We start from the raw sequence: 20,038 nt of genomic DNA, 5'->3' as shown, positions 1-20,038 counted from the left end.
CACTTTTCTCCTCCCAGGATAAAGAAATAAATTCCACAGTTATAGATTGTTTATTTTTTTTCCCTACGTATGCGAGCCGCCATAACTACATCTTCGGCAACACTGTCTGACAGCTCAATCATTTGATCGAAGTCAAGTTTTTCAGGCAGCACACCATTCGCCGTCATGAGGGTGAGCCCCGTTTGAAAAATTCTCATTTTCAACAAAATCTTCTTCAGTTCTTCTTTCGTGAAATCTTCAAGCCCTGGATCCTGTTGCATTATGCTGACCAGCTCACCAGCCATCTCCTGGTCGTAATCCTTTAAGTAATCATTCGGTTTCAGAACGAAATCCCGAATCAATACAGGATATTCTATCGCCATTTTAAGGCTGGCAATCCCAATATCTCTAAAAGGGTTCCCCGATTGGTATTCCCGGAGCATTTGCTGGCTCAATTCCACAATCTTGTGAATGACTGACCGCTTGAGTTCCCCTACATCATTGAAGTTGACATAAATAGGGGCGCTGGAGCCGCCCAAATGATCCGCTACTTTTCGAATCGTGATTTTATCGAGTCCTTCTATTTTGGCAATGTGGAAAGCAGAATTTATGATTTGTTCTTTGGAAAATTTCGGTTTTGGCGGCATTGATGTTCACTCCTTTATAAATACATATGTTATGTAACACATGTTATGCAACATTTTCAGTTATTATGGTGCGTGCGTTAGGATTAAAGCTTGATAAGACTTGGGTTAGCATCAAAGGTAGATACATTTAATGTTGAGCAAGCGTTAGCTCCGTTTGATGATGTAGTTTCTATTTCAAGCTGGGCAAGAGAAAGCACAGCACGTATGCTCAAAGCTAACATTGTAAATGGTATGTCAAGTAATAAGATTGCACCACTTGCATATATTACGAGAGGAGAAGTCGCGGTAGTTCTCTGTTCTAGAAATTATATAGCAAACGAAAAAAGCCTCAGAGAAAGTGCTCTGAGGCTTTACAGTACAATAATGATTTTTAAAAATTGCGAAACCTGTCTTTAAGAACTTGCCGGGTGAGGAAACAAAGGCAAAGCTTCCAGGAAGATAATATCTTCGCGCTTGGCGGCATCGCCTTCTGCGAGGATTGCTGCTCTTGCAACTACCTCTCCGCCGGCTTTCGCTACAAGCTGTTCCAAAGCAAGCAGGGATTCGCCTGTGCTGATGACATCATCGACAACAGCAACGCGCTTGCCGCGAATCAATTCTACATCGGATTTTTCCAATATAAGCTCCTGCTGCTTCTGTGTCGTAATAGAGTTGACTTTATGAGAGATCGTTTCTCCCATATAAGCTTTAACACTTTTTCTTGCAACGACGTAACGTTTCATGTCTAACTGCTTGGACAATTCGTATACGAATGGAATGCCTTTCGCCTCTGCCGTCACAAGAATATCTACATCAGGCAGTTTATCCGCTATATCTTTCGCTACTTGCATGACGAGCTCAGTATCGCCAAGAATGACAAAGCTGGCAATGCTAAGGGAATCTGATATCGGAATGATGGGAAGTTCTCTAGTCAGCTCTCCGATTTGTAAAGTATATGTGTTCATGTTCTTTTATCCTCCTTTTACATGCCGATCCAATTCATTAAAGTTTCTACAACAATTCCTGACAGCATGCCAATAAACGGATCGGTAATTGCCGTCATGACCATCGTCACGCCGCCAACGATACCCGAGCCTGCGCCTTCGCCTGTCAGGGCTGCTGCCGCATTGCCAGGCAAAGTGACCATTACGCCCAAAATCATTAGAAATCCAGCGATAGAAGAACTTGGGACGTATTTGCCGATCTTCGGCAATGTCTTTGTAATTAAGATGATTGCCATCAGTACCATCATGAGAACTCCGGACCATACGGCATGCGGAGCGCTGGCTGTTGCAGAAATAACAACTTCCACAGGTGCGCCGCCAAATAATGCAGAAACCATATCAGCTAAGCTGCTAATTATTGATAGAACATCTACATTGACGGATTGACCGGCAATATCTTCGTTGATTCTGCCGAATGCAATGTTGGCACCGATGTTTAGACACGCCAATGCAAGAGCGCCGCGTACGACTGATGTGTTTAACATCAGCTTTTGAAACTTCAGCTTTTCTTCAGGTGCTGATTTGCTCTCTTGCTTATCGGAACCGGACTTTTTCTGCATAATATTGAACACAATGCTTGAGAGGATGACAGATACAGTGATTGTATAAACGAGATCCTTCGTCAGCATATACATGATTAATGCACTAAAAATGGAGGTTGCACCGATAATCCGATCGTTCTTTGCCATATCCCATGCTACTTTGGAGAGCATGATGCCGACCCCAGCCATCATTCCGCTTGTAATAATGGGACCGATCCAATCGATAATGCGCTCGAGCAAGCCGAACAAGCCGATAATGAGCAGGATGCAGGCACCGAAGAAGACCATGGACAGGCGTTCCCGCATCGATTTGCCCATTGTACCGGCAAGAGTAATTGTTTCTGCTTGATAAGAGACGACCGCAACGTTGCTCGTAGCGGCGTTTCCGACTGCTCCGACGATGAAGGCCAGTGCGGTCGGGACTGAGGCAAAGCCGAACGCGAGCGCCATAAGCCCTTGCGGCAATCCGTTAAGAACCACACTGAGAGCAGCGAGAATGTCTTGAAGTATTTCCATTGTGACGTCATTTCCCCCTATTTAGAAGTAGTTTTTTTCAAAATATAGGAAAGTATAAGTTTCACCTTATACCTATTCCTATATTTCACCGAGAAACGGCACATCCTTAACCAAGGACGCGCAGCGTTTCTTCTTGTTATAACTATAAAAAATTATCACACTACGGAATAATATTCAATATTATTCGACATTTTTTATCGAAAACAAGCTTTACAGTGGAAGATGGCAATCTCTATCTCTATCTTTCATCGGTAAACGCGCCTCCTTCTTTAAACATTTTGAGGAGCAGATAAATATGAAAAGTAAACGGTTGCTGGCGCTGCTGTTAATCTTGACGCTTGTTTTTAGCTTAATGCCAGTAGTATCTGTGAAGGCTAAGGCCGTTGAGAAGAAAAATATGGATTGCATAAGTCCCGAAATGGTGCAATTAAAAGCAGATATGCAGAAGGTTTGGATCAACCACACGATATGGATAAGAAGCTATATTGTCAGCGCCATATCTAATCGTCCAGATCAGAAGGACGTATTGGACCGGCTTTTGCGGAACCAGCAGGACATAGGCAATGTGATCAAGCCTTATTATGGAGAAGCAGCTGGCAATAAACTGGCTGACCTTCTGAGAGAGCATATTCTTATTGCAGGTAAAATAGTAGCGGCTGCAAAGCGGGTAATCAGGCGGAAGTCAACAAGCTTGAGGCAGACTGGCGCAGAAATGCCGACGAAATTGCTAAATTTTTAAGCGAAGCAAATCCGAATTGGCAATTTAAAGAGCTGCAGGATATGCTGTATACGCATCTTCAGCTGATTACGGAAATAGTCGTCAGTTGTCTCAAAGGAGATTGGAAAGCTGATATTGCTGCAACTGACAAAAATGAGATCTATTTGATTCATTTAGCCGACATTTTGACAGAAGGCATTATCAAACAGTTTCCGGAAAAATTTTAAAATAACGTGATAGGTTACCTATATAAAAGGCTTGAAGCAGCAGTCGTCTATAGACTGAAGCTTCAAGCCTTTTGTATTGTAAAAATGGGTCTTTGGGCTTTTTATGTGGAAATTAGTCAGGCAGCTCAATGGCTTCCAATATCCGCTGTGCTGCCATACATAACTCCAAATGATGAAAATCGAGTCCGGAGGTGTTTCTAAGCGGCCCGGATGCAGCGGAGCGCAGCCATTCATTAAAAGTATAGATCGTGTATTTGTTCATTCCCTTGGCCGCGGCGAGCACCTCCGTCAAACGAATAATAAAGGTCATTGCCGAAGCGTCCGCCGGCAACCGCATGTTGCCTGACAGCTTTGGCACGATGGCGCTTCTCCACAGCTCTCGAGAGGATAGGCCGCTCATGCCGAGCATGCGGCCGATGCCAAGTACCTTGGCATCAGGCAGGGAATCGAGCATCTCTTTGCACATCTCCTCGCTCGTACTGCCGACATCAATGCAATAGATGCTTCCTTGCAAGCCCTTGAGCAGGCGAATGGCATCATAGTAGCCCATGTCTAAGCTGCGGCGAATAGATTTCGGGTTAAAGCTCATGATGCCGCCAAGCCGCTCGGAGGGCAATATCGTTGTAAGCGTGATGTTAGGATAATTAATTTTGCGGTTAACACCGATTGCGCGCGTCCTGACTGCAACCACATTTGTATAACCATTGTGAGCTAGCATGTTAATGGGGCAGTTGTCATATAGACCGCCATCGATGTAAGCCTTATTGTCGATAACGGTTGGCTGAAAACCTGGGAAGGAAGCGCTGGCCAACAGATAATCTACCAATCGTCCCGGCGGAATGTTGTTTTTGTATAGTTCATATGGTTTTCGATCGGTCAAGGATACGGTCACTAAGCCGAAGTCTGCTGCAGCACTCCTCAGCCTTTCTTCGTCGACAATGGACGCGATCAAGTGCTTCATTTTTCGCGTATCTATGCCTCTGCTGGTGATCAGCTCGCGCGTACGCGCGGCCAAATGACGCAACGCGCTTGAGTCCAGCTTGCGGTTCAGCAACAGAAAATATTCTTCGTCAGACATATTAAATAATGAGCGGGCGTCAAGGTGTTCCCACATCTGATAGCCGCGTTCGAAGTCCCCTTGTGCAATAATCGCTGCATTGATGGCGCCAATGGAGGTGCCTACAACCGCCCCGAAGCTATGTCCCATCTCCAAGTATGCCTTCACAACTCCCATATGATAAGCGCCTTTTGCACCACCGCCTTCAAGTGCAAGCCCCAAAACTGACATGATTCCAACCCCTCTGTCCTAAACGATAGACTCTGAGAACATCTATTATAAGTTATGATGAAAATGTTTAAAATGGAATGCCGAATACGAACAATTTAGTTAGTTGGAAACGATACGCTGAAATATCCCGAAAAACACGATTGTATATGAAATTTCATACAGAATAAGCCGAAATGCCCCGAAAACCACAATTGTATATGAAAATTCATACAGAATCGGTTGGTGCCACCTCAAACCGGCTAATTGTATATGAAATTTCATACACATTACGCTGAAATGCCTCGAAAAACACAAATGTATATGAAAATTCATACAGAATCGGTTAGTGCCACCTCTAACCGGCTAATTGTATATGAAATTTCATACACATTACGCTGAAATGCCCCGAAAACCACAATTGTATATGAAAATTCATACAGAATCGGTTGGTGCCACCTCAAACCGGCTAATTGTATATGAAATTTCATACACATTACGCTGAAATGCCCCGAAAACCACAATTGTATATGAAAATTCATACAGAATCGGTTGGTGCCACCTCAAAACGGCTAATTGTATATGAAATTTCATACACATGACGCTGAAATGCCCCGAAAAACACAATTGTATATGAAAATTCATACAGAATCGGTCAGCGCCACCCCAAAACTACTTTTAGTTGGCACGTGTTTGAAGACAGAAGGGTCGCAAATAATATATGTTTTAGCGAGCCGCTTCTGAATTAAAAAAGCCTGCCGCACGGCAGGCTTTTGCCGTTTTCATCAAATGAACATAACGTTGTCTATTAACATAAGACTGCAGAGGCTAAACGCTGTGCTCATAGCACAAGCCCCATAGATTGACGATAAATAACAGGGGATACACCTACAATGTCTTTAAAAACCCGATAAAAGGTCGGTAAGCTTTGAAAGCCGCATTCAAATGCAATATCGGCAACTGCTTTGTCTGACCCCGTTAACTCTCTCTTGGCAGCCTGGACACGCATGAGCGATACATAATCAGGGAAACGGTATCCTGTCGTTTCCAGAAATGCGCGGCTGATGCGCGATGCACTTACTCCCAGCTCATCTGCTAGCCCCGCTAAGCTTAACGGCTCGCGAAAGCGCCGCTCCACCAAGTTGGCCAGCGATTGTGCTTGACGCACTGTTTGCACTATTGTCTGCTGCTCATCATCGCTGCACAGCTCGCTGTAATGGCGGAGCAGGCGGCCGCATAACTGAATAAGCGCGCTTTTAGCCATTGCTAGATAGCCAGGGGATTTTTCCCTCAGCTCTTGTGCTATTGCAAGTATCCAAGGCGCAAGCTCCCCCGCAAGAGGCGAGCTGCCGGAAATATGATTGCGAAAATGAGTAGAACGATAGGAAAAGGGCAGCAAAAGGCCGGGCTCCTCCGCCAACAGCAGCGCGGGATCAAAGTTAATAAAGAGGTAACGGCTTGGATCATCAGGGTCAGATTGTGCGATATGGCGTTCCTCATTATTGACGATAAATAAATCGCCAGGACAAGCCGTATAGCGTTTGCCGCCGAAGAAGAAATAGCCTTTGCCCGACAAACAGAGGCCGACTTCCAGACTTGAATGCATGTGAGGCGACTGCCTGTTAGTGGTGGGTGTCCATTCGAAAGCGTTAATCGGAATCGGATGATCGTATGTTATATGCAGTTTCATTGCATCAATACCCCCGATATTAATCGTGTTATAAGGTAAGTATACAATAAAGAGCCGCTTTTTTGACTGCATGGAGATGATTTAGGAATGGTCAACTTGGAGGCAAACGGACTACGATCCGCTTGTTGAAATAAACGGCCATGGTTGACCCGATCCAGGATGAATGGGTACCGGACCGGGTCAGTGCCATGAGCATTGCATTTGTCGTGCAAGGATATGCAGCCTTGGTCATGGCAAAGCACTGCACCTTTTGCAACAAATAGCGCTAAAAAGCAGAGTTTACTGCTGAAGTTTTCGGAAAACATTATGGCTTCTGCGAGCGCATTCTGAAATGGCAATCGGGTGGAAACCACTAACCTCCGCATACAAAGTATCATTTAGAGGGGCAATCCAGGTGTCAGGCAGTGCTGCCGCTCCAAGGGATGCACCGAGAATGGAACCGACGGTAGCGCCATTGCAATCTGTGTCCCAGCCGCCAAGCACGGCTGTAGTAATACCCTTTTCAAAATCACCGCCGGAATAGATGAGCGCTGCCGCGCATAAAGCAGCATTATTGTTGGTATGAACACAGTGATAGTGCTTAAAGGCGTCCCATATTTTTTCGACCAGTTCCAACTGATCTGTCGTATTTTCGGCAATTTGGACCGCCAGTGCAATGTCTTCTGCCAGACGGCTGTGCTGTGGAATTTCGCTCAATCCTATCTCAACGATCCGTTTAACATCGCTTTCAACGAATGCGGCTGCAATCATTGCGGCACAGAACATGGCGCCGTAAATACCATTCTTCACATGTGAGAAGGAAGCATCCCGCCAAGCAAGCTCAGCTGCAAGCTGGGGCTGGCCGGCAGCACCGTATGCATAGCCGTCAACACGGATTTGCGCCCCGATCCATTCGCGGTAAGGGTTCAAATAGGAACGTCCCCAATGGATATGCTTCTCCCAATCGTCGGGCTGATCGCCGTTAATATGCGAAGTGACTCGAGCAAAATTCAAATATGCCTGTGTTTCGGCAGTGAATACTTGACCGAATGGCAGAAGACGATGCCACAGCTTGCCGACATGCCAGGAGTTAAAATCCAGACCGCGTTCCTCAAGCATGAGCAGTCCAAGCACGGTGTAACGAATATCATCATCTGTTTCCATGTAGCTGATATGATCTCGGCAGCTTGCCAGACTGCTCCAGAGGGCAAGCTCAAGGCCATATTGAGCCTCGGCAGTTGACTTGCTTGGTGTATAGTGGCGAATCGGCCATTGTCCCGCGCCTTCAAACCAAAGCTTAATATTGTGCCAGCCCGGTCTGCCGTCTGAGCCCCGCATAAAGGAAGGAGCCTCCAGCGGCTTGCCCAGTGCGCAGCCTGCCGAGCGTCCAAGCCAAGCGCCATAAAACTTGTTTTGCCATTCAGTATCATCCAAATGACTGACGATAGTGCGCGGTCCTTCTGGGCGTTGAGCACGAATCTCTTCCAACTCCGACGGCTCAATATACTTAAAATCGGCACTCGGCTCAAGAGCCATTAGTGCATGATAAACATCCATAATTTGAGCCTCAGCCATGCCGGCTGATTCCAGTCTTTCTGCAAAACCCGTTACGTCGCAGCCTTCTTCTTTGCGTTGCTGTATTTCCTCTCGAACAATTTCGTTCAGTCCAACCCATTTTGTCATAACGGTGTCCTCCCAAGCTATGTGTATTCTTTATTACCTGATTATAGCCAGTATGATTGATTATGGCTTCTCAAAAAATGGACGAAAACTTCTCATTTTTTGCGTATCGAGCAATGGAATTTGAATCAGGCGAGGCATTCTCGATCTCCGCTTTAGGTCGGTTATCCGGGCTGTTACAAGGTTGAGGTCATCGATAGTCTGAATACTAGCCATTTACTTGGAAACAATATCCTTTAAAGGTATCAGCTCATGAAAGCCTTGAAAGGCAGCGCCGAGAAGGCGAAAAAGGACAAGGAAACGGCGTGATTTTATGACTGTGAAACTAAGGGAGTACAACCAAAAAAGAAATTTTGAAAAAACGTTGGAGCCGGAAGGAGCAACAGAAGCTTCGGAGGAAGGTTTGAGATTTGTCGTCCAGCACCATATGGCCAGAAGGGAACATTATGATTTACGTCTGGAGTGGGAAGGGGTTCTCTTAAGTTGGGCAGTGCCCAAGGGACCTTCCTATGATACACATGACAAGAGGCTAGCTGTAATGGTGGAGGATCACCCGCTGGAATATAGAAACTTTGAAGGGACAATTCCCAAGGGGGAATATGGCGGCGGAATAGTGATGCTTTGGGATGAAGGCTTCTGGGAGCCGTATGGAAATGTGGAGGAAGGGCTTCGTAAGGGAGAGCTGAAGTTTATTCTGAGAGGAGCACGGCTTAAGGGAAAGTGGGTTTTGGTCCGGTTGAAAGCGAAGGCCGGCGAAGATAAGGATAACTGGCTTTTGATAAAGGAAAGAGATGAGTATGTCAGAACTGATGACGGGATATCTGAATTTAGCACCAGTATTAGAACCGGACGCACCATGGCTGAAATAGAAGCGGGAGAAGAGGAAAAGATTATAAGGAACCCTTTCAGCAGGGTTGAGGTGCAGCTTGCCAAGCTAGTTAATACGGTTCCTGAGGATGAGGATTGGCTCTACGAGTTGAAATACGACGGATATAGAATTGTTGCGTTTGTGGAGGGCAACAGTGTCCGGCTGATAACTAGAAACGGTAATGACTACATGGAGCGGTTCCATAACATAGCCTCATCCCTTATTGAACTTGCTGCAGGAAGGGCAATGGTTCTCGACGGTGAAATTGCAATTACGGATGAATCGGGAAAGACAGATTTTCAGGCTTTGCAGAACTATATGAAAAATCGCGAAACGCTGACTCTGACCTATATCGTCTTCGACCTCCTTGCGCTGGATGGTGCGGATCTTCGGGGGCGCCGTCTGATTGACAGAAAAGAAATGCTTGAGACGCTGATGGAGAATGCTCCGGATAACCTTTACTATAGCCGTCATATTAAAGGGAATGGAAAAGAAAGCTTTGCTGCAGCCTGTGAGGCAGACATGGAAGGGATAATAGGTAAAAAGGCCAATTCTTACTACAGTGGAACAAGGAACGGCGACTGGATCAAGCTGAAATGCGATAAAAGACAGGAATTCGTCATCGGAGGCTACTCTCTTTCCGACAAAAAAACGAGCGGGATAAGTTCCCTTTTACTTGGTGTCTATGAAGATGATGAACTAGTTTATGCCGGACGCGCCGGTACGGGCATGGGCGAGATTGACATGAAAGCTCTTGAGAAAAAATTTGAAAAACTGAAGAGATTGGATGCGCCCTTCAAGCTTGCACCAAAGCCTAGACCGAAGGAAAAGCTTACGTGGCTTGAACCTGAGCTGGTGGCGGAAATCAAATTTGCTGAATGGACCAAAGAAAATTTATTGAGGCAAGCAAGCTACAAAGGCTTAAGGCACGATAAAGATCCAAGGGAAATAAAAAAGGAAAAAACAGAGGATGAAATACAGCCTCAATCGCCCGCCATAGAAGTGGAGAGATCAATAATAGCAAATTCAAAAAGCATCATTATCGAAGGAATAGCCATTACGAATCCGGACAAGGTATTGTTTGACGAACCTGTCATTACAAAAGAAGACGTGATCCGGTATTATGCAAAGGTTTCAGATCATATGCTGTCCTATGTGAGCCGCAGAATCCTCACTCTTGTACGCTGCCCCAGGGGGATATCACAGACCTGCTTCTACAAGAAGCATCCCGGTCCAGGCAGTAAGGAAATTGTCACGATACCTATTACTACAAGCAGTGGAAAAACAGAAGATTATTTCTATATTGAGAGCTTATCCGGGCTTATATCCGAAGCGCAAATGGGCTCACTGGAATTTCATATTTGGGGAAGCCGCATAGATGAGCTTGAAAAACCTGATATGATGGTATTTGATCTGGACCCGGATGAAGGAATGGAGCTAGACAGGGTGCGACAGGGCGCGAGGGACATGAGAAGCATTCTTGCCGAGCTTTCACTGCATTCCTATCTCAAAACTAGCGGCGGCAAGGGATACCATGTGGTTGTCCCATTAAAACCGGTCATGACCTGGGATAAGTTTCATGATTTTGCTAAGCGTGTTGCTGAGGTGATGGAGCAGAAGTGGCCTGACCGCTACACGAGCAATGTCAGAAAGGCTAGTCGCACTGGAAAAATATTCATCGACTGGATTCGAAACGGCAGAGGCGCTACAAGTATCGCACCCTATTCTATAAGAGCGAGGAAAGGGGCTAATGTGTCCATGCCTATCGCGTGGGACGAACTTGACACAGTTGCTCCTGATGGTATTAATATGGCAGATGCGCTTTTAAGAATCGGCGGCAACGATCCTTGGAAAGATTTTTTTCAAACATAAGAAAAATGTAAGTATGGGCAGCAGGGAGACGCCAGCATGATTCACCGGAATCGTATCTCTCTCGCATCTCCCTGCTTAACCTTAACCTTAACCTTAACCTTAACCTTAACCTTAACCTTAACCTTTACCTATAGCCGCTAACGTTGGCAGGTTTTCCTGCGTCCATTATTTCTACAAGGTAGCGCCAGCAATCGGGCCTAGAACCATCAACATCCGTGAAGCCATATACCTGTGCCAACTGGCCGCTTGAAAGGGACTGCCCATTAAATCGCATGACTTGAGGATCCGCGGCTAAAGCAGCGACTGCACGCCCTACATAACGCGGTGATTCTGATATTAGAAAATGAGGTTCTCTCTCGGCGGCATCCTGCCAGTTTTCTTCTTTCACCATAAAATGCTCAAGCATGATTTCTGAGCGCATCCAGCCGGGAGTCAGTGCAACAGCTGTACATTGATAGGGCTGAACTTCTTGAGCAAGAGCCCAGGCCATACGATTAATAGATGTTTTGGCTTGATCGTAGAACATCGATATTCTGTAATTTTTTTGATTATATTCGAATGTTCCGTCTGTCATCTCGATGATCAGCCCATTTTTGTTTTTTATTAAGAGGGGGAGTGCAAAATGGCTCGTAATTAAATGCGAATCTATAGCGAGCCTCATCATGCGCAGACCTTTTTCTAATGAATGCTCCCACACAGGCACATGCCATTCAGCCAAATGTTCAGCTCCCCAAATATCATTGACAAGTATGTCTAACCGTCCTTGTTCATGTTCAATGCGTCCTATCAAAGCCTGTACTTGTTCAGGGATTAAATGATCAGTTTGTATAGCGATGCCTCGTCCGCCTGCCTTAGTGATAAGCTCTGCCGTTTCTTCAATCGTTTCAGGTCTGTTGTATTCGGAACGTTCTGCTCTTGTGGTTCGTCCTGTGACATAAACCGTTGCTCCAGCTGCTCCCAGCTCAATAGCGATACCGCGCCCGGCGCCCCGTGTTCCCCCGGCAACCAAAGCAATTTTTCCATGTAAAGATTTCATCTCGTTAGCCTCCTTTTAGAAGTTGTCGATTTGTGGATAGAGCAACAAGCAATAGAAAGGGATGCCACTACGATCAAGATTGGGATTCCGACCGCTGTTGTAGTCCAATTTTTCTGAATGAATAACCCCTGTAAAGGATAAAATTGGCCTACAAAGGCGGACGCTGACGCTTCTCCATTCCCATTCTTGCTCTCCGTTTCCCCTTTCTCATTGCTTATCAATAGTTGCCCACAATTAATCGACACCCTGTTTTGTTGCATTATTTAATATTGTAATCTATAATTACGACATCTTTTGTCATATATAAAAAACTTATTGGAGGCCAATTCATATTAAGATTTTATGGTCAGAAAATAACCCGCAGGCGTGAACCCAGACGGGTTATATTCGTTTATTTGTGAAACTGCGAAAGTAGTCTTTTTGTCGATACTATACATTCATCTTCATCATCTGATAGGTCAGCGATCGGACAGCCAATTTCAAATATCTGTAGTAGCTTTTAATAGGGATGTTCAAATATTCCGAGACAAATTCATGTGTGCCTATTTTTTTGATATAGGCGTGCTGCAAGATGCGATAGAAACGTTGTTCTTCCTCACTTCCGTCAAGAAAGGTTTGCATAATGTCACGAATGTTGGTTTGAATTAGTTCAGCAATCTTGTCTGTAACCTGCCCGGCAATGGATTGCGGCAATAACGGGCGCAAAGTAGGGGTAATTTCCGGATGAAGGGGCAAGCGCGGGAAATGCTTCAGCGCCCGCTGCACCAGCTTGACTGACTGCTCAAGAGATAATCCTGTTTCTTCTGAATGCGATAATACGACCTTTTGCTCAGCAGGTACAGAAGATTCCATCAATGAATACATCCGATTCAGCCGAGTGGCTAAATCTTCGTGACTGAGATCCAGCTGATGACCGAAGTATTTAACGCCCAAAGGAGTCGTTGAGTCTGCCCAAGGGGCTCGCTGGAAGCCAAGCACCGGCAAATATTCCAGCCAGTATGGTATCGATATTAAATCGAGAAAGTCAGCATCCTTGTTCCGTTCAATAATTTGTACTAATGCCCGGGCAACGGACCCTGTAATGTCTTGTTCCAGATGTGCGGCTACCCCGGTAATCGAGAGCAAATACTGGCGACGATCGGGACGGATGCGGGTAGTTATGGGCAAGGTGATCGGATTGCTGCGGAATATCCGCACCGTTTGTTCTGTGAGCAAGATGCAGGAGCAGAAAGCGACCAGTTCCTGATCCCGCCATAAACCATAGAAGGCAGACGGATCTACTTGCCCGAGTGGACGTATAAGAGCTTCCAAATGAGTTTCGCCAGGAATAAAGTTACTTTGATTATGCAGATGTTGCAGATATAGCTGTTCGACCAGATCCAGATCCTGCTCTCTGCATTCACGAAACCGTAGCCGATCATCCCATTGAAAGCGGAAATCGCGAACGAAGTCCAGTTCGTGCAGATATAGCCGTTCAAAGGCCAAATCTGTTTTCTTGTGCGGGAAGAGATCCGCCCGTTTGTATAACGCATCTAATGCAAGTCTGCGGTAGGCTTGGAAAGTTTGCGGCATGCGGTTTCGCAGATCGGTAAATACCCATTGCCGGATCGAATCATGCAAGGACCAGCCGTCTGCTTGCCGGATGACGAATGGAAGTCGACAAAACTCTCTGAAATAGTCGTTAGTTATTTTCTCCTGAAGCAGGGATTGCAGCAATTCCTGATCGAAGCGCCATACTACAGAAGATGCCTCCATATAACGTTTCCAATCGTTCTCCTCTAAATCTCTGGTTAATTCCTCTATTAAGTACGTAATGATGTGATCCTTCTGATATTGATCAAGAAACTGAGTGTTTCCTTTAAGTACAATAATTTCACAAGCAAGCGACAAGGCGAGCGGCAATCCATTCGAAAACTGCTGCAGCGCAGCGACGATCTGTTGATCGGCAATTCCACGTGTGTGGGCGTACATTTGAATTTCTTGAAAAGTTAGCGGCTGCAGCTCCATGTTATGAACGAGAGCATGCCAACCGTCTCGCATCCACTGATCTTCCAATGGATAGCGGCCAGCCGAGCAAATTTTGACAAGCGGACAAAGTTTGGGAATCCAATCCTGATGCAGCCAATTTTCGATTGCACCACACATCTCAAACGTGTCCAGCAGCAGAATAACACTTCCATGTGAAGCAGCGCAGGCATTGAGCATATCTATTTCTGTCCTATCATCTGCGAATTCGGGAAGCGCACGTCGAATTTGTTTCAAAAAATCTTGCGGAAGCTGGAAATCGCTATGTCCGTCCAGGTATATGCATCGGCTGGAACCAGTTGTCTGTGCGAATAGCCGGAGCAGCGTTGTTTTTCCAATACCGCCAGGACCATGAATGTGAAGCAGTTTCCAATCATGGTTTGATAAACATTGTTCGAGCATCGCTAATTCTTCGCTTCGCCCAACAAAGAATGCTTTTTGCTGTGTGATCAATAAATCACCTATATCCATAGGAACCAGTCCTCCCGATTTCCTCAACGCATCATAGACAGGCAGGTCGCCGCCGAGCCAGTTCAATACAGCTAATTATATCATAGACGGAATGAATGAAGCGTTTTCATTATTTTGTGTACAAGCATGAATATGAGAGTAATTTGGCGTATTATTTGAGAGTTTTTGAAATGTATAATTGTAACTACTGTGTTGAAATCTTGAGGAGGGATCTAAAACAAGCTAGCTATTCGAAAACAGTTTATGAAAGGGTGAACTCATGGACAGACATGAACAATCTGGAAGGGAAAAAGGTACAACAAGTTCCGGTATAGATGAGAATCTGGCCGGCGTTTTGTGTTACTTATGCGGGTTTATAACGGGAATTATTTTTATGGTTATTGAAAAAGAGAATCGTTTTGTGCGGTTCCATGCGTTGCAATCTATTTTTGTATCTGCAGCGATCATAATTTTGAATCTGGTAATAAATCTTATTCCGATATTGGGACTCATAATAAGCATTTTTATCATGCTGGCAGCATTCGTTTTGTGGATTGTTTTAATGATGAAAGCTTATCAAGGCCAATGGTTCAAATTGCCGATTATCGGAGACATGGCGGAGAAGCAACTGAAATAGGCCTATGCAATACTGGCAATATCGATTAAATAATGAAGGGATTGTGATTAATGAAGAAAATAATGCGAATATTTCTGTTATGTTTGCTCTGCGCCGCCTTGATTCCTGTCAACGGGCAAGGGGCAGAAGCCAATTCCAGAGAAATTCAAGTGTACTTTGAAGGAGAACGCTTGAAATTCGAAGATACTGACCCGATACTGATCGATAGTCGCACGATGGTTCCATTTCGTAAAATCTTTGAAACGCTTGGTTTTGAAATAGAGTGGATTGAGGGAAAAGTACGCAAGGTGATTGGCAAGAAGGCAGGCTTGACGATTGAATTGACGATTGGCAGCAATAAGGCAATAGTCAACGGGAAAACTGTTGCATTGGATGTGCCAGCGCAGATCCGAAACGGCAGAACGCTTGTCCCATTGCGATTCGTATCAGAAAACAGCGGGTTTCATGTTTATTTTTCTGATAATGCAGGTACTTTCATCATTGGAATTGGCGCCACGGAGGAATCGGCAGATCCGGGCATTGTGAAGAATCCGCCTGCTCCGAAGCCATCCACGCCGCCGATTGATAATAAAGTGGAGCCTTTTGTGGTTAAGGGCCGCATCGTCAATGTCGAGGGCCAACCGGTGCCGGGGGCAGAAGTATGGGCAGACAATACGCTCCTGTATAATAGCAATATCTTGGGGGCGACCGATAACAACGGCTATTACCGATTGGAACTTCCGAATGCAAATACATCTTACCGGATGGGAGCAAGACTAGATACAGAGTATGAAGGTCAAACTTATAGCTTTTATATGGAGCCGAAGTCAAATCAAGGCTTTGCCGGAAGCACTGGAGCGATAAGAGATTTTACGCTTGATATCAACATTGGAGAAATTGAAGTACACAGCTGGGATAGTTTATACCCGTATGATGACAATGCGCCATGGTTCGAGATGAAAGATGTTGAGCTTACGCTGAAGCCCGTTGGCAAGCTGGTAGACGGAAGTACAGGCAGTACGATTACCGGAATTCCTATTCGCCATGATGGGGATCGGTTGATGCAAATCCCGGTTGGCACATACGAAATATCTGCTATTTGGAAACCTGACGGTTATAAGGCAGTTCCATTATTGGTTAGCCTTAAGGAAAATGAACAGTATAAAGAGAAAATTACGGCAAATTTCAAAAGTCCGTTTACAGGCCATCATCTTATTCAACTTGAACTGCAATTTCCTTAATGCTGTGAAGCAATCGAAACCGATAGAGCAATGAGTAAAACGCAACCTGTCTAGGTTGCGTTATTTTTTAATAGTATTCCGTAGCTGATCCAAAAATTTATTTACTGCATTAGAAAATACTTGATGTTTTTTCCAAATGAAATTTAAGTCAGCTTCTAATCGAGGACTTAATGGTATGAAGCAAAGCTTGCTGTTTTGATGTATGATAGCTCATTGTTGACAGTAGTTCTTCCGTTAATGTGATTTTCCGGTTCCCTCTTGCAAATAAAACTGTTCCTAATTCTATTCTAGGTCGTGCAATTGATATTTGAGTCATATCATTCTATGATTTCATTGAAAACTTTATTTTCTCGAGCGAGGACTATATATGGCGATTCAGGATTTGGTAAAGAGGCGGAATCAGAGTTGGCGATGGTTCAATGACTGGCATGAATGTTGTGATTGCTACTCTTAATCATTGCCAGAGAATACGGTTGTCGCAAGAGTACCGGAAAAGAACTGAAAAAGATTAATGATTGAATGGATCAAGCAGAGGTGAAAAATATGAGAGCTGACAGGCTTATTCGTATTATGATTTTGCTCCAAAATAATATGCAAATGACAACAAATGAGCTGGCTGGCGAGCTTGGAGTGTCGGATCGGACTATTTTACGTGATATGGATGCCTTGAGTCTTTCTGGAATACCTGTTGTTGCTGAGCGGGGAAAAACGGGAGGATGGCGGCTAATGGATCATTTTCAATCACAGTTGAGCAGTCTGAAGCTGGAGGATATGAAGGCATTATTTATCCTTCCCTCTGAAAAAATGCTGGAAGATTTGGGGGTTCAGACGTATGGGTCAGATATCCGCCGGAAGCTGCTGGCATCTTTGCCTCGTTCAACGAAAACAGAAGGGCGGCATTACCTAGAGAAGATCTATATAGATACAGGCTCATGGAAGACATCCGAAGTGAAAAATAAAACCTTTCTTATCGTTCAGCAAGCATTATGGGAAGACAAGAAGCTTAATATGATGTACCAAAAAGCGGATGGTGTCTGCTCAAACAGAGTTGTTTGCCCTTTGGGCCTGGTGGCGAAGGGAAGTGCTTGGTATTTAGTTGGATTAAATGAAGATGGTGAATACCGTAACTTCAGATTGTCAAGAATCGTTCAGGCTGAAGCTGGACATGAAGGATTTGCAAGACCAGAGCACTTTAAGTTAAATGAGTATTGGAAGCAAAGCAAACGCGAATTTACCGAATCATTGCCTTCTTTCGAAGTGAAAGTATTGGCAGATCCAACAACCGTAGGCCGTATGACATTTACGGATAAATTTGTCGAAAAAGTGGATGCAGATGAGCGGCTAACAGACGACACAATTCTTGTTACATTAAACTTTAACACGGAGCAGGAAGCTATCGCTTACGTACTTGGTTTCGGCGGGGCGATGAAGCTGATAGAACCTGATTATTTAATTGGGAAAATAGTTCAGCAAGCAAAATATGTTATTGAAATGTATGACGGGGATTAATCGAAAATATGGGTATGATGAGCAGTCAACGGAGGACATAACCTTGAGACTGCTTTTTTGTTTAAATATAAGAGTTTATAAATTTTTCACAAAACGCGCACGTCGAGAGGGCGGCGGAAGCCGTTTATCCTTGACTACTTATGCATATGGATATTATTGAGATTTCAAACAGACAATAGACTGTAGAATAGCTAGCACGAAGTGAAATAATATATGACAGATTAGAAAAGTTAAACATTTCAGAGGTGAGGTAAAATGGAGCTTTGGTTCCTTGGTACAAGTGCAGGTATGCCGATTCGCGGAAGGAATGTTACATCTGTAGCCATACGAATAAATCAGAATAGTGGATCTTTTTGGATGTTTGACTGCGGGGAGGGTACCCAGCAGCAAATGTTGAAAACTTCTTTGAACCTTAATCGATTGATGAAATTATTCATTACACACTTACACGGGGATCACGTCTATGGTATCCCGGGTTTATTAAGTAGCCGCTCATCGTTTGGATGTACAGAATCTTTGGAAATTTACGGACCTCCAGGATTGTGTGAATATGTGGAGACGAATTTGCGGATAACGGGAACTCATTTGGGTTATCCGATTAAGATTGTGGAAATTACAATTGAGGATTTGGCAGATCTTGAAGCAGAATCTAGAAGTGTGTTCCGACATACGGATATGGCAGTAGAATTGCGTCCATACATCATTTAAACGAAGCGGCCATTGGGCTGGGAATCTCTGTAGGACCACTGCTTGGTGGCAGCCTCGGTTCGATTTCTTGGAGAGGACCGTTTTATGGTGTGGCTTGCTTAATGGGGATAGCGTTTCTGCTGCTTCTGTTTATGATGCCCTCCCGCAATCCTAATGCAGCATTGAAGAAAGCGGCGCCACCCGCCCAAAAGACATCGATTTTGGACCCGTTTCGTGCTCTAAAATATCCGGCTCTGCTTATACTGGGGATCGCAGCGCTTCTGTATAACTTTGGATTTTTTACCCTGCTGGCTTATTCTCCGTTCGTCATGCATCTAGACGAGCATGGCTTGGGTTTCGTTTTTCCGCTCACTAATGTTTCTGTAGACAGCTGGAATAATTCTATTTTGCTCAAGCGGATTTTGCTTGAGCTTTTTGTTTATTGGGAAAGTATACCCAAGGGGTTTACGCAGTGCCGAAAGCAGCAACTGTGTACGATTTTCCATTCAAGAGTTGCCTCGCATAATAACGGCTGTAATTTACAATTGACGAGATTAGAGTTACGTGCTAAGATACTTAAAAATTAATATATAAAACCTAGTTCCTTATAATAAACTACTAAAGAACGCAAAAGAATGGTTTTTAACTAATGCTTGGGCAAAGTTACTTTAAGAATGTAATAGCAATACGTCGTGGATAATACCGTTTAGTCAATAATGAGGAGGAAAACGATGAGATTATCCGGAAAAGTATGTTTAATTACAGGCAGCGGGTCAGGCATAGGCAGAAGCACAGCGCTTCTGTTTGCCAATGAGGGAGCGACGGTTATAGTAAATGATCTTAATGAAGCTGCGGGTAAGCAAACCGTTGAAGAAATTCGCGAGCAGGGCGGCCAGGCTTTGTTTATCCACGCAGATGTAACCGCTGCAGAATCCGTATCGGATATGATCGATCAAATTGTAGCAGCGTATGGAAAGATCGATGTGCTGCTGAACAATGCCGGGATTAGCGGAGTAGGTGCTCTGCACGAAGTCGAGGCGGATACGTGGGATCGAATTATGAGTGTGAATGTGAAAGGCGTTTTTCTGCCAAGCAAATATGCTGTCCTGCAAATGATGAAGCAAAGAAGCGGCAATATAATTAATATGTCGTCCTGCATTGCGGAGATAGGGCTGGCTAGAAGAGCTTCTTACTCGGCTACAAAAGGTGCCGTGCTTTCTTTAACAAAATCTATGCAAGTGGACTATGCTTCGTATAATATTAGGGTGAATGCTTTGCTTCCAGGAACGATTATGACACCGTTTGTTGAGAAGTACTTAACAGAATCCTACAGTGATCCTGAAGCAGCATTTGCTTCCATTAAGCGTAGGCAGTTAAGCGGTGAGATTGGCCGTCCGGAAGATGTGGCTAAGGCGGCGCTGTTTCTGGCATCGGATGAGTCATCGTTTATGATGGGTTCACCTTTATATATCGACGGCGGCGTTACTTTTGGAAAAAATGCATAATTAG

The 20,038-nt window shown here is 44.7% G+C and carries 15 protein-coding genes and 2 pseudogenes; 9 read left to right on the top strand and 8 right to left on the bottom strand.

Translation table 11 applies throughout. The annotated features are described in order from the left end of the window. Window positions 1-50: 50 nt before the first annotated feature. Complete coding sequence (locus V1L65_RS10185; protein ID WP_331699034.1) at window positions 51-626, bottom strand: TetR/AcrR family transcriptional regulator; 576 nt, start codon at window positions 624-626, stop codon at window positions 51-53. 90 nt (window positions 627-716) lie between these two features. Here V1L65_RS10185 and V1L65_RS10180 point away from each other — a divergent pair, with 90 nt between their 5' ends. Then, a complete protein-coding gene (locus V1L65_RS10180) occupies window positions 717-1,022 on the top strand; it encodes an S-layer homology domain-containing protein (protein ID WP_331699033.1) in 306 nt (101 codons plus the stop codon). Here V1L65_RS10180 and V1L65_RS10175 read toward each other — a convergent pair. Continuing rightward, the gene (locus V1L65_RS10175; RefSeq protein ID WP_331699032.1) at window positions 1,019-1,570 is read right to left on the bottom strand and encodes a phosphoribosyltransferase family protein; all 552 of its coding nucleotides are present in this window, start codon (window positions 1,568-1,570) and stop codon (window positions 1,019-1,021) included. The genes V1L65_RS10180 and V1L65_RS10175 overlap by 4 nt on opposite strands. Before the next feature lie 17 nt (window positions 1,571-1,587). Further along, window positions 1,588-2,667 carry an NCS2 family permease gene (locus V1L65_RS10170; RefSeq protein ID WP_331699031.1) on the bottom strand — a complete coding sequence of 360 codons (1,080 nt, stop codon included), beginning with the start codon at window positions 2,665-2,667 and terminating at the stop codon, window positions 1,588-1,590. A gap of 295 nt (window positions 2,668-2,962) precedes the next feature. On the opposite strand from V1L65_RS10170, the pseudogene V1L65_RS10165 reads away from it, so the two are divergent. Next, window positions 2,963-3,612 (top strand): annotated as a pseudogene (locus V1L65_RS10165) (glycosyltransferase). Between the two features lie 112 nt (window positions 3,613-3,724). Here the strand turns inward: V1L65_RS10165 and V1L65_RS10160 are convergent. The 3 genes from V1L65_RS10160 to V1L65_RS10150 all read right to left on the bottom strand — a co-directional run bounded on the left by V1L65_RS10160 (window position 3,725) and on the right by V1L65_RS10150 (window position 8,228). After that, window positions 3,725-4,900 carry a patatin-like phospholipase family protein gene (locus V1L65_RS10160; RefSeq protein WP_331699030.1) on the bottom strand — a complete coding sequence of 392 codons (1,176 nt, stop codon included), beginning with the start codon at window positions 4,898-4,900 and terminating at the stop codon, window positions 3,725-3,727. Window positions 4,901-5,717: 817 nt separating this feature from the next. Then, window positions 5,718-6,566 carry an AraC family transcriptional regulator gene (locus V1L65_RS10155; RefSeq protein WP_331699029.1) on the bottom strand — a complete coding sequence of 283 codons (849 nt, stop codon included), beginning with the start codon at window positions 6,564-6,566 and terminating at the stop codon, window positions 5,718-5,720. Between the two features lie 279 nt (window positions 6,567-6,845). After that, window positions 6,846-8,228 carry an ADP-ribosylglycohydrolase family protein gene (locus V1L65_RS10150; RefSeq protein ID WP_331699028.1) on the bottom strand — a complete coding sequence of 461 codons (1,383 nt, stop codon included), beginning with the start codon at window positions 8,226-8,228 and terminating at the stop codon, window positions 6,846-6,848. A gap of 310 nt (window positions 8,229-8,538) precedes the next feature. On the opposite strand from V1L65_RS10150, the gene ligD reads away from it, so the two are divergent. Next, window positions 8,539-10,965 (top strand): DNA ligase D, encoded by a 2,427-nt coding sequence (ligD, locus tag V1L65_RS10145; protein ID WP_331699027.1) that lies wholly within the window; start codon window positions 8,539-8,541, stop codon window positions 10,963-10,965. A 124-nt stretch (window positions 10,966-11,089) separates the two neighbouring features. Here the strand turns inward: ligD and V1L65_RS10140 are convergent, their stop codons facing one another. After that, entirely contained in the window at window positions 11,090-12,001 is a 912-nt protein-coding gene (locus V1L65_RS10140) for an SDR family oxidoreductase (protein WP_331699026.1), read from the bottom strand. 429 nt (window positions 12,002-12,430) lie between these two features. After that, complete coding sequence (locus V1L65_RS10135) at window positions 12,431-14,497, bottom strand: ATP-binding protein (protein WP_331699025.1); 2,067 nt, start codon at window positions 14,495-14,497, stop codon at window positions 12,431-12,433. Window positions 14,498-14,756: 259 nt separating this feature from the next. Between V1L65_RS10135 and V1L65_RS10130 the strand changes: the two genes are divergently transcribed. The 6 genes and pseudogenes from V1L65_RS10130 to V1L65_RS10100 all read left to right on the top strand — a co-directional run bounded on the left by V1L65_RS10130 (window position 14,757) and on the right by V1L65_RS10100 (window position 20,034). Beyond that, window positions 14,757-15,113 carry a DUF4870 domain-containing protein gene (locus tag V1L65_RS10130; RefSeq protein ID WP_331699024.1) on the top strand — a complete coding sequence of 119 codons (357 nt, stop codon included), beginning with the start codon at window positions 14,757-14,759 and terminating at the stop codon, window positions 15,111-15,113. A gap of 50 nt (window positions 15,114-15,163) precedes the next feature. Continuing rightward, window positions 15,164-16,333 (top strand): stalk domain-containing protein, encoded by a 1,170-nt coding sequence (locus V1L65_RS10125; protein ID WP_331699023.1) that lies wholly within the window; start codon window positions 15,164-15,166, stop codon window positions 16,331-16,333. A 519-nt stretch (window positions 16,334-16,852) separates the two neighbouring features. Beyond that, the gene (locus tag V1L65_RS10115; protein WP_331699022.1) at window positions 16,853-17,842 is read left to right on the top strand and encodes a helix-turn-helix transcriptional regulator; all 990 of its coding nucleotides are present in this window, start codon (window positions 16,853-16,855) and stop codon (window positions 17,840-17,842) included. Between the two features lie 255 nt (window positions 17,843-18,097). Continuing rightward, window positions 18,098-18,550 (top strand): MBL fold metallo-hydrolase, encoded by a 453-nt coding sequence (locus V1L65_RS10110; RefSeq protein WP_331699021.1) that lies wholly within the window; start codon window positions 18,098-18,100, stop codon window positions 18,548-18,550. Next, a pseudogene (locus V1L65_RS10105) lies at window positions 18,547-18,894 on the top strand (MFS transporter); the annotation flags it as partial. The gene V1L65_RS10110 and the pseudogene V1L65_RS10105, both read left to right, overlap by 4 nt. A gap of 366 nt (window positions 18,895-19,260) precedes the next feature. Continuing rightward, window positions 19,261-20,034: an SDR family NAD(P)-dependent oxidoreductase gene (locus V1L65_RS10100; protein WP_331699020.1), complete on the top strand. Its 774-nt coding sequence runs from the start codon at window positions 19,261-19,263 to the stop codon at window positions 20,032-20,034. Window positions 20,035-20,038: the final 4 nt, after the last annotated feature.

The sequence above is a fragment of the Paenibacillus sp. IITD108 genome, assembly GCF_036541265.1.
GTDB lineage: Bacteria > Bacillota > Bacilli > Paenibacillales > Paenibacillaceae > Pristimantibacillus.
This window is presented reverse-complemented; position numbering and strand designations above follow the sequence as displayed.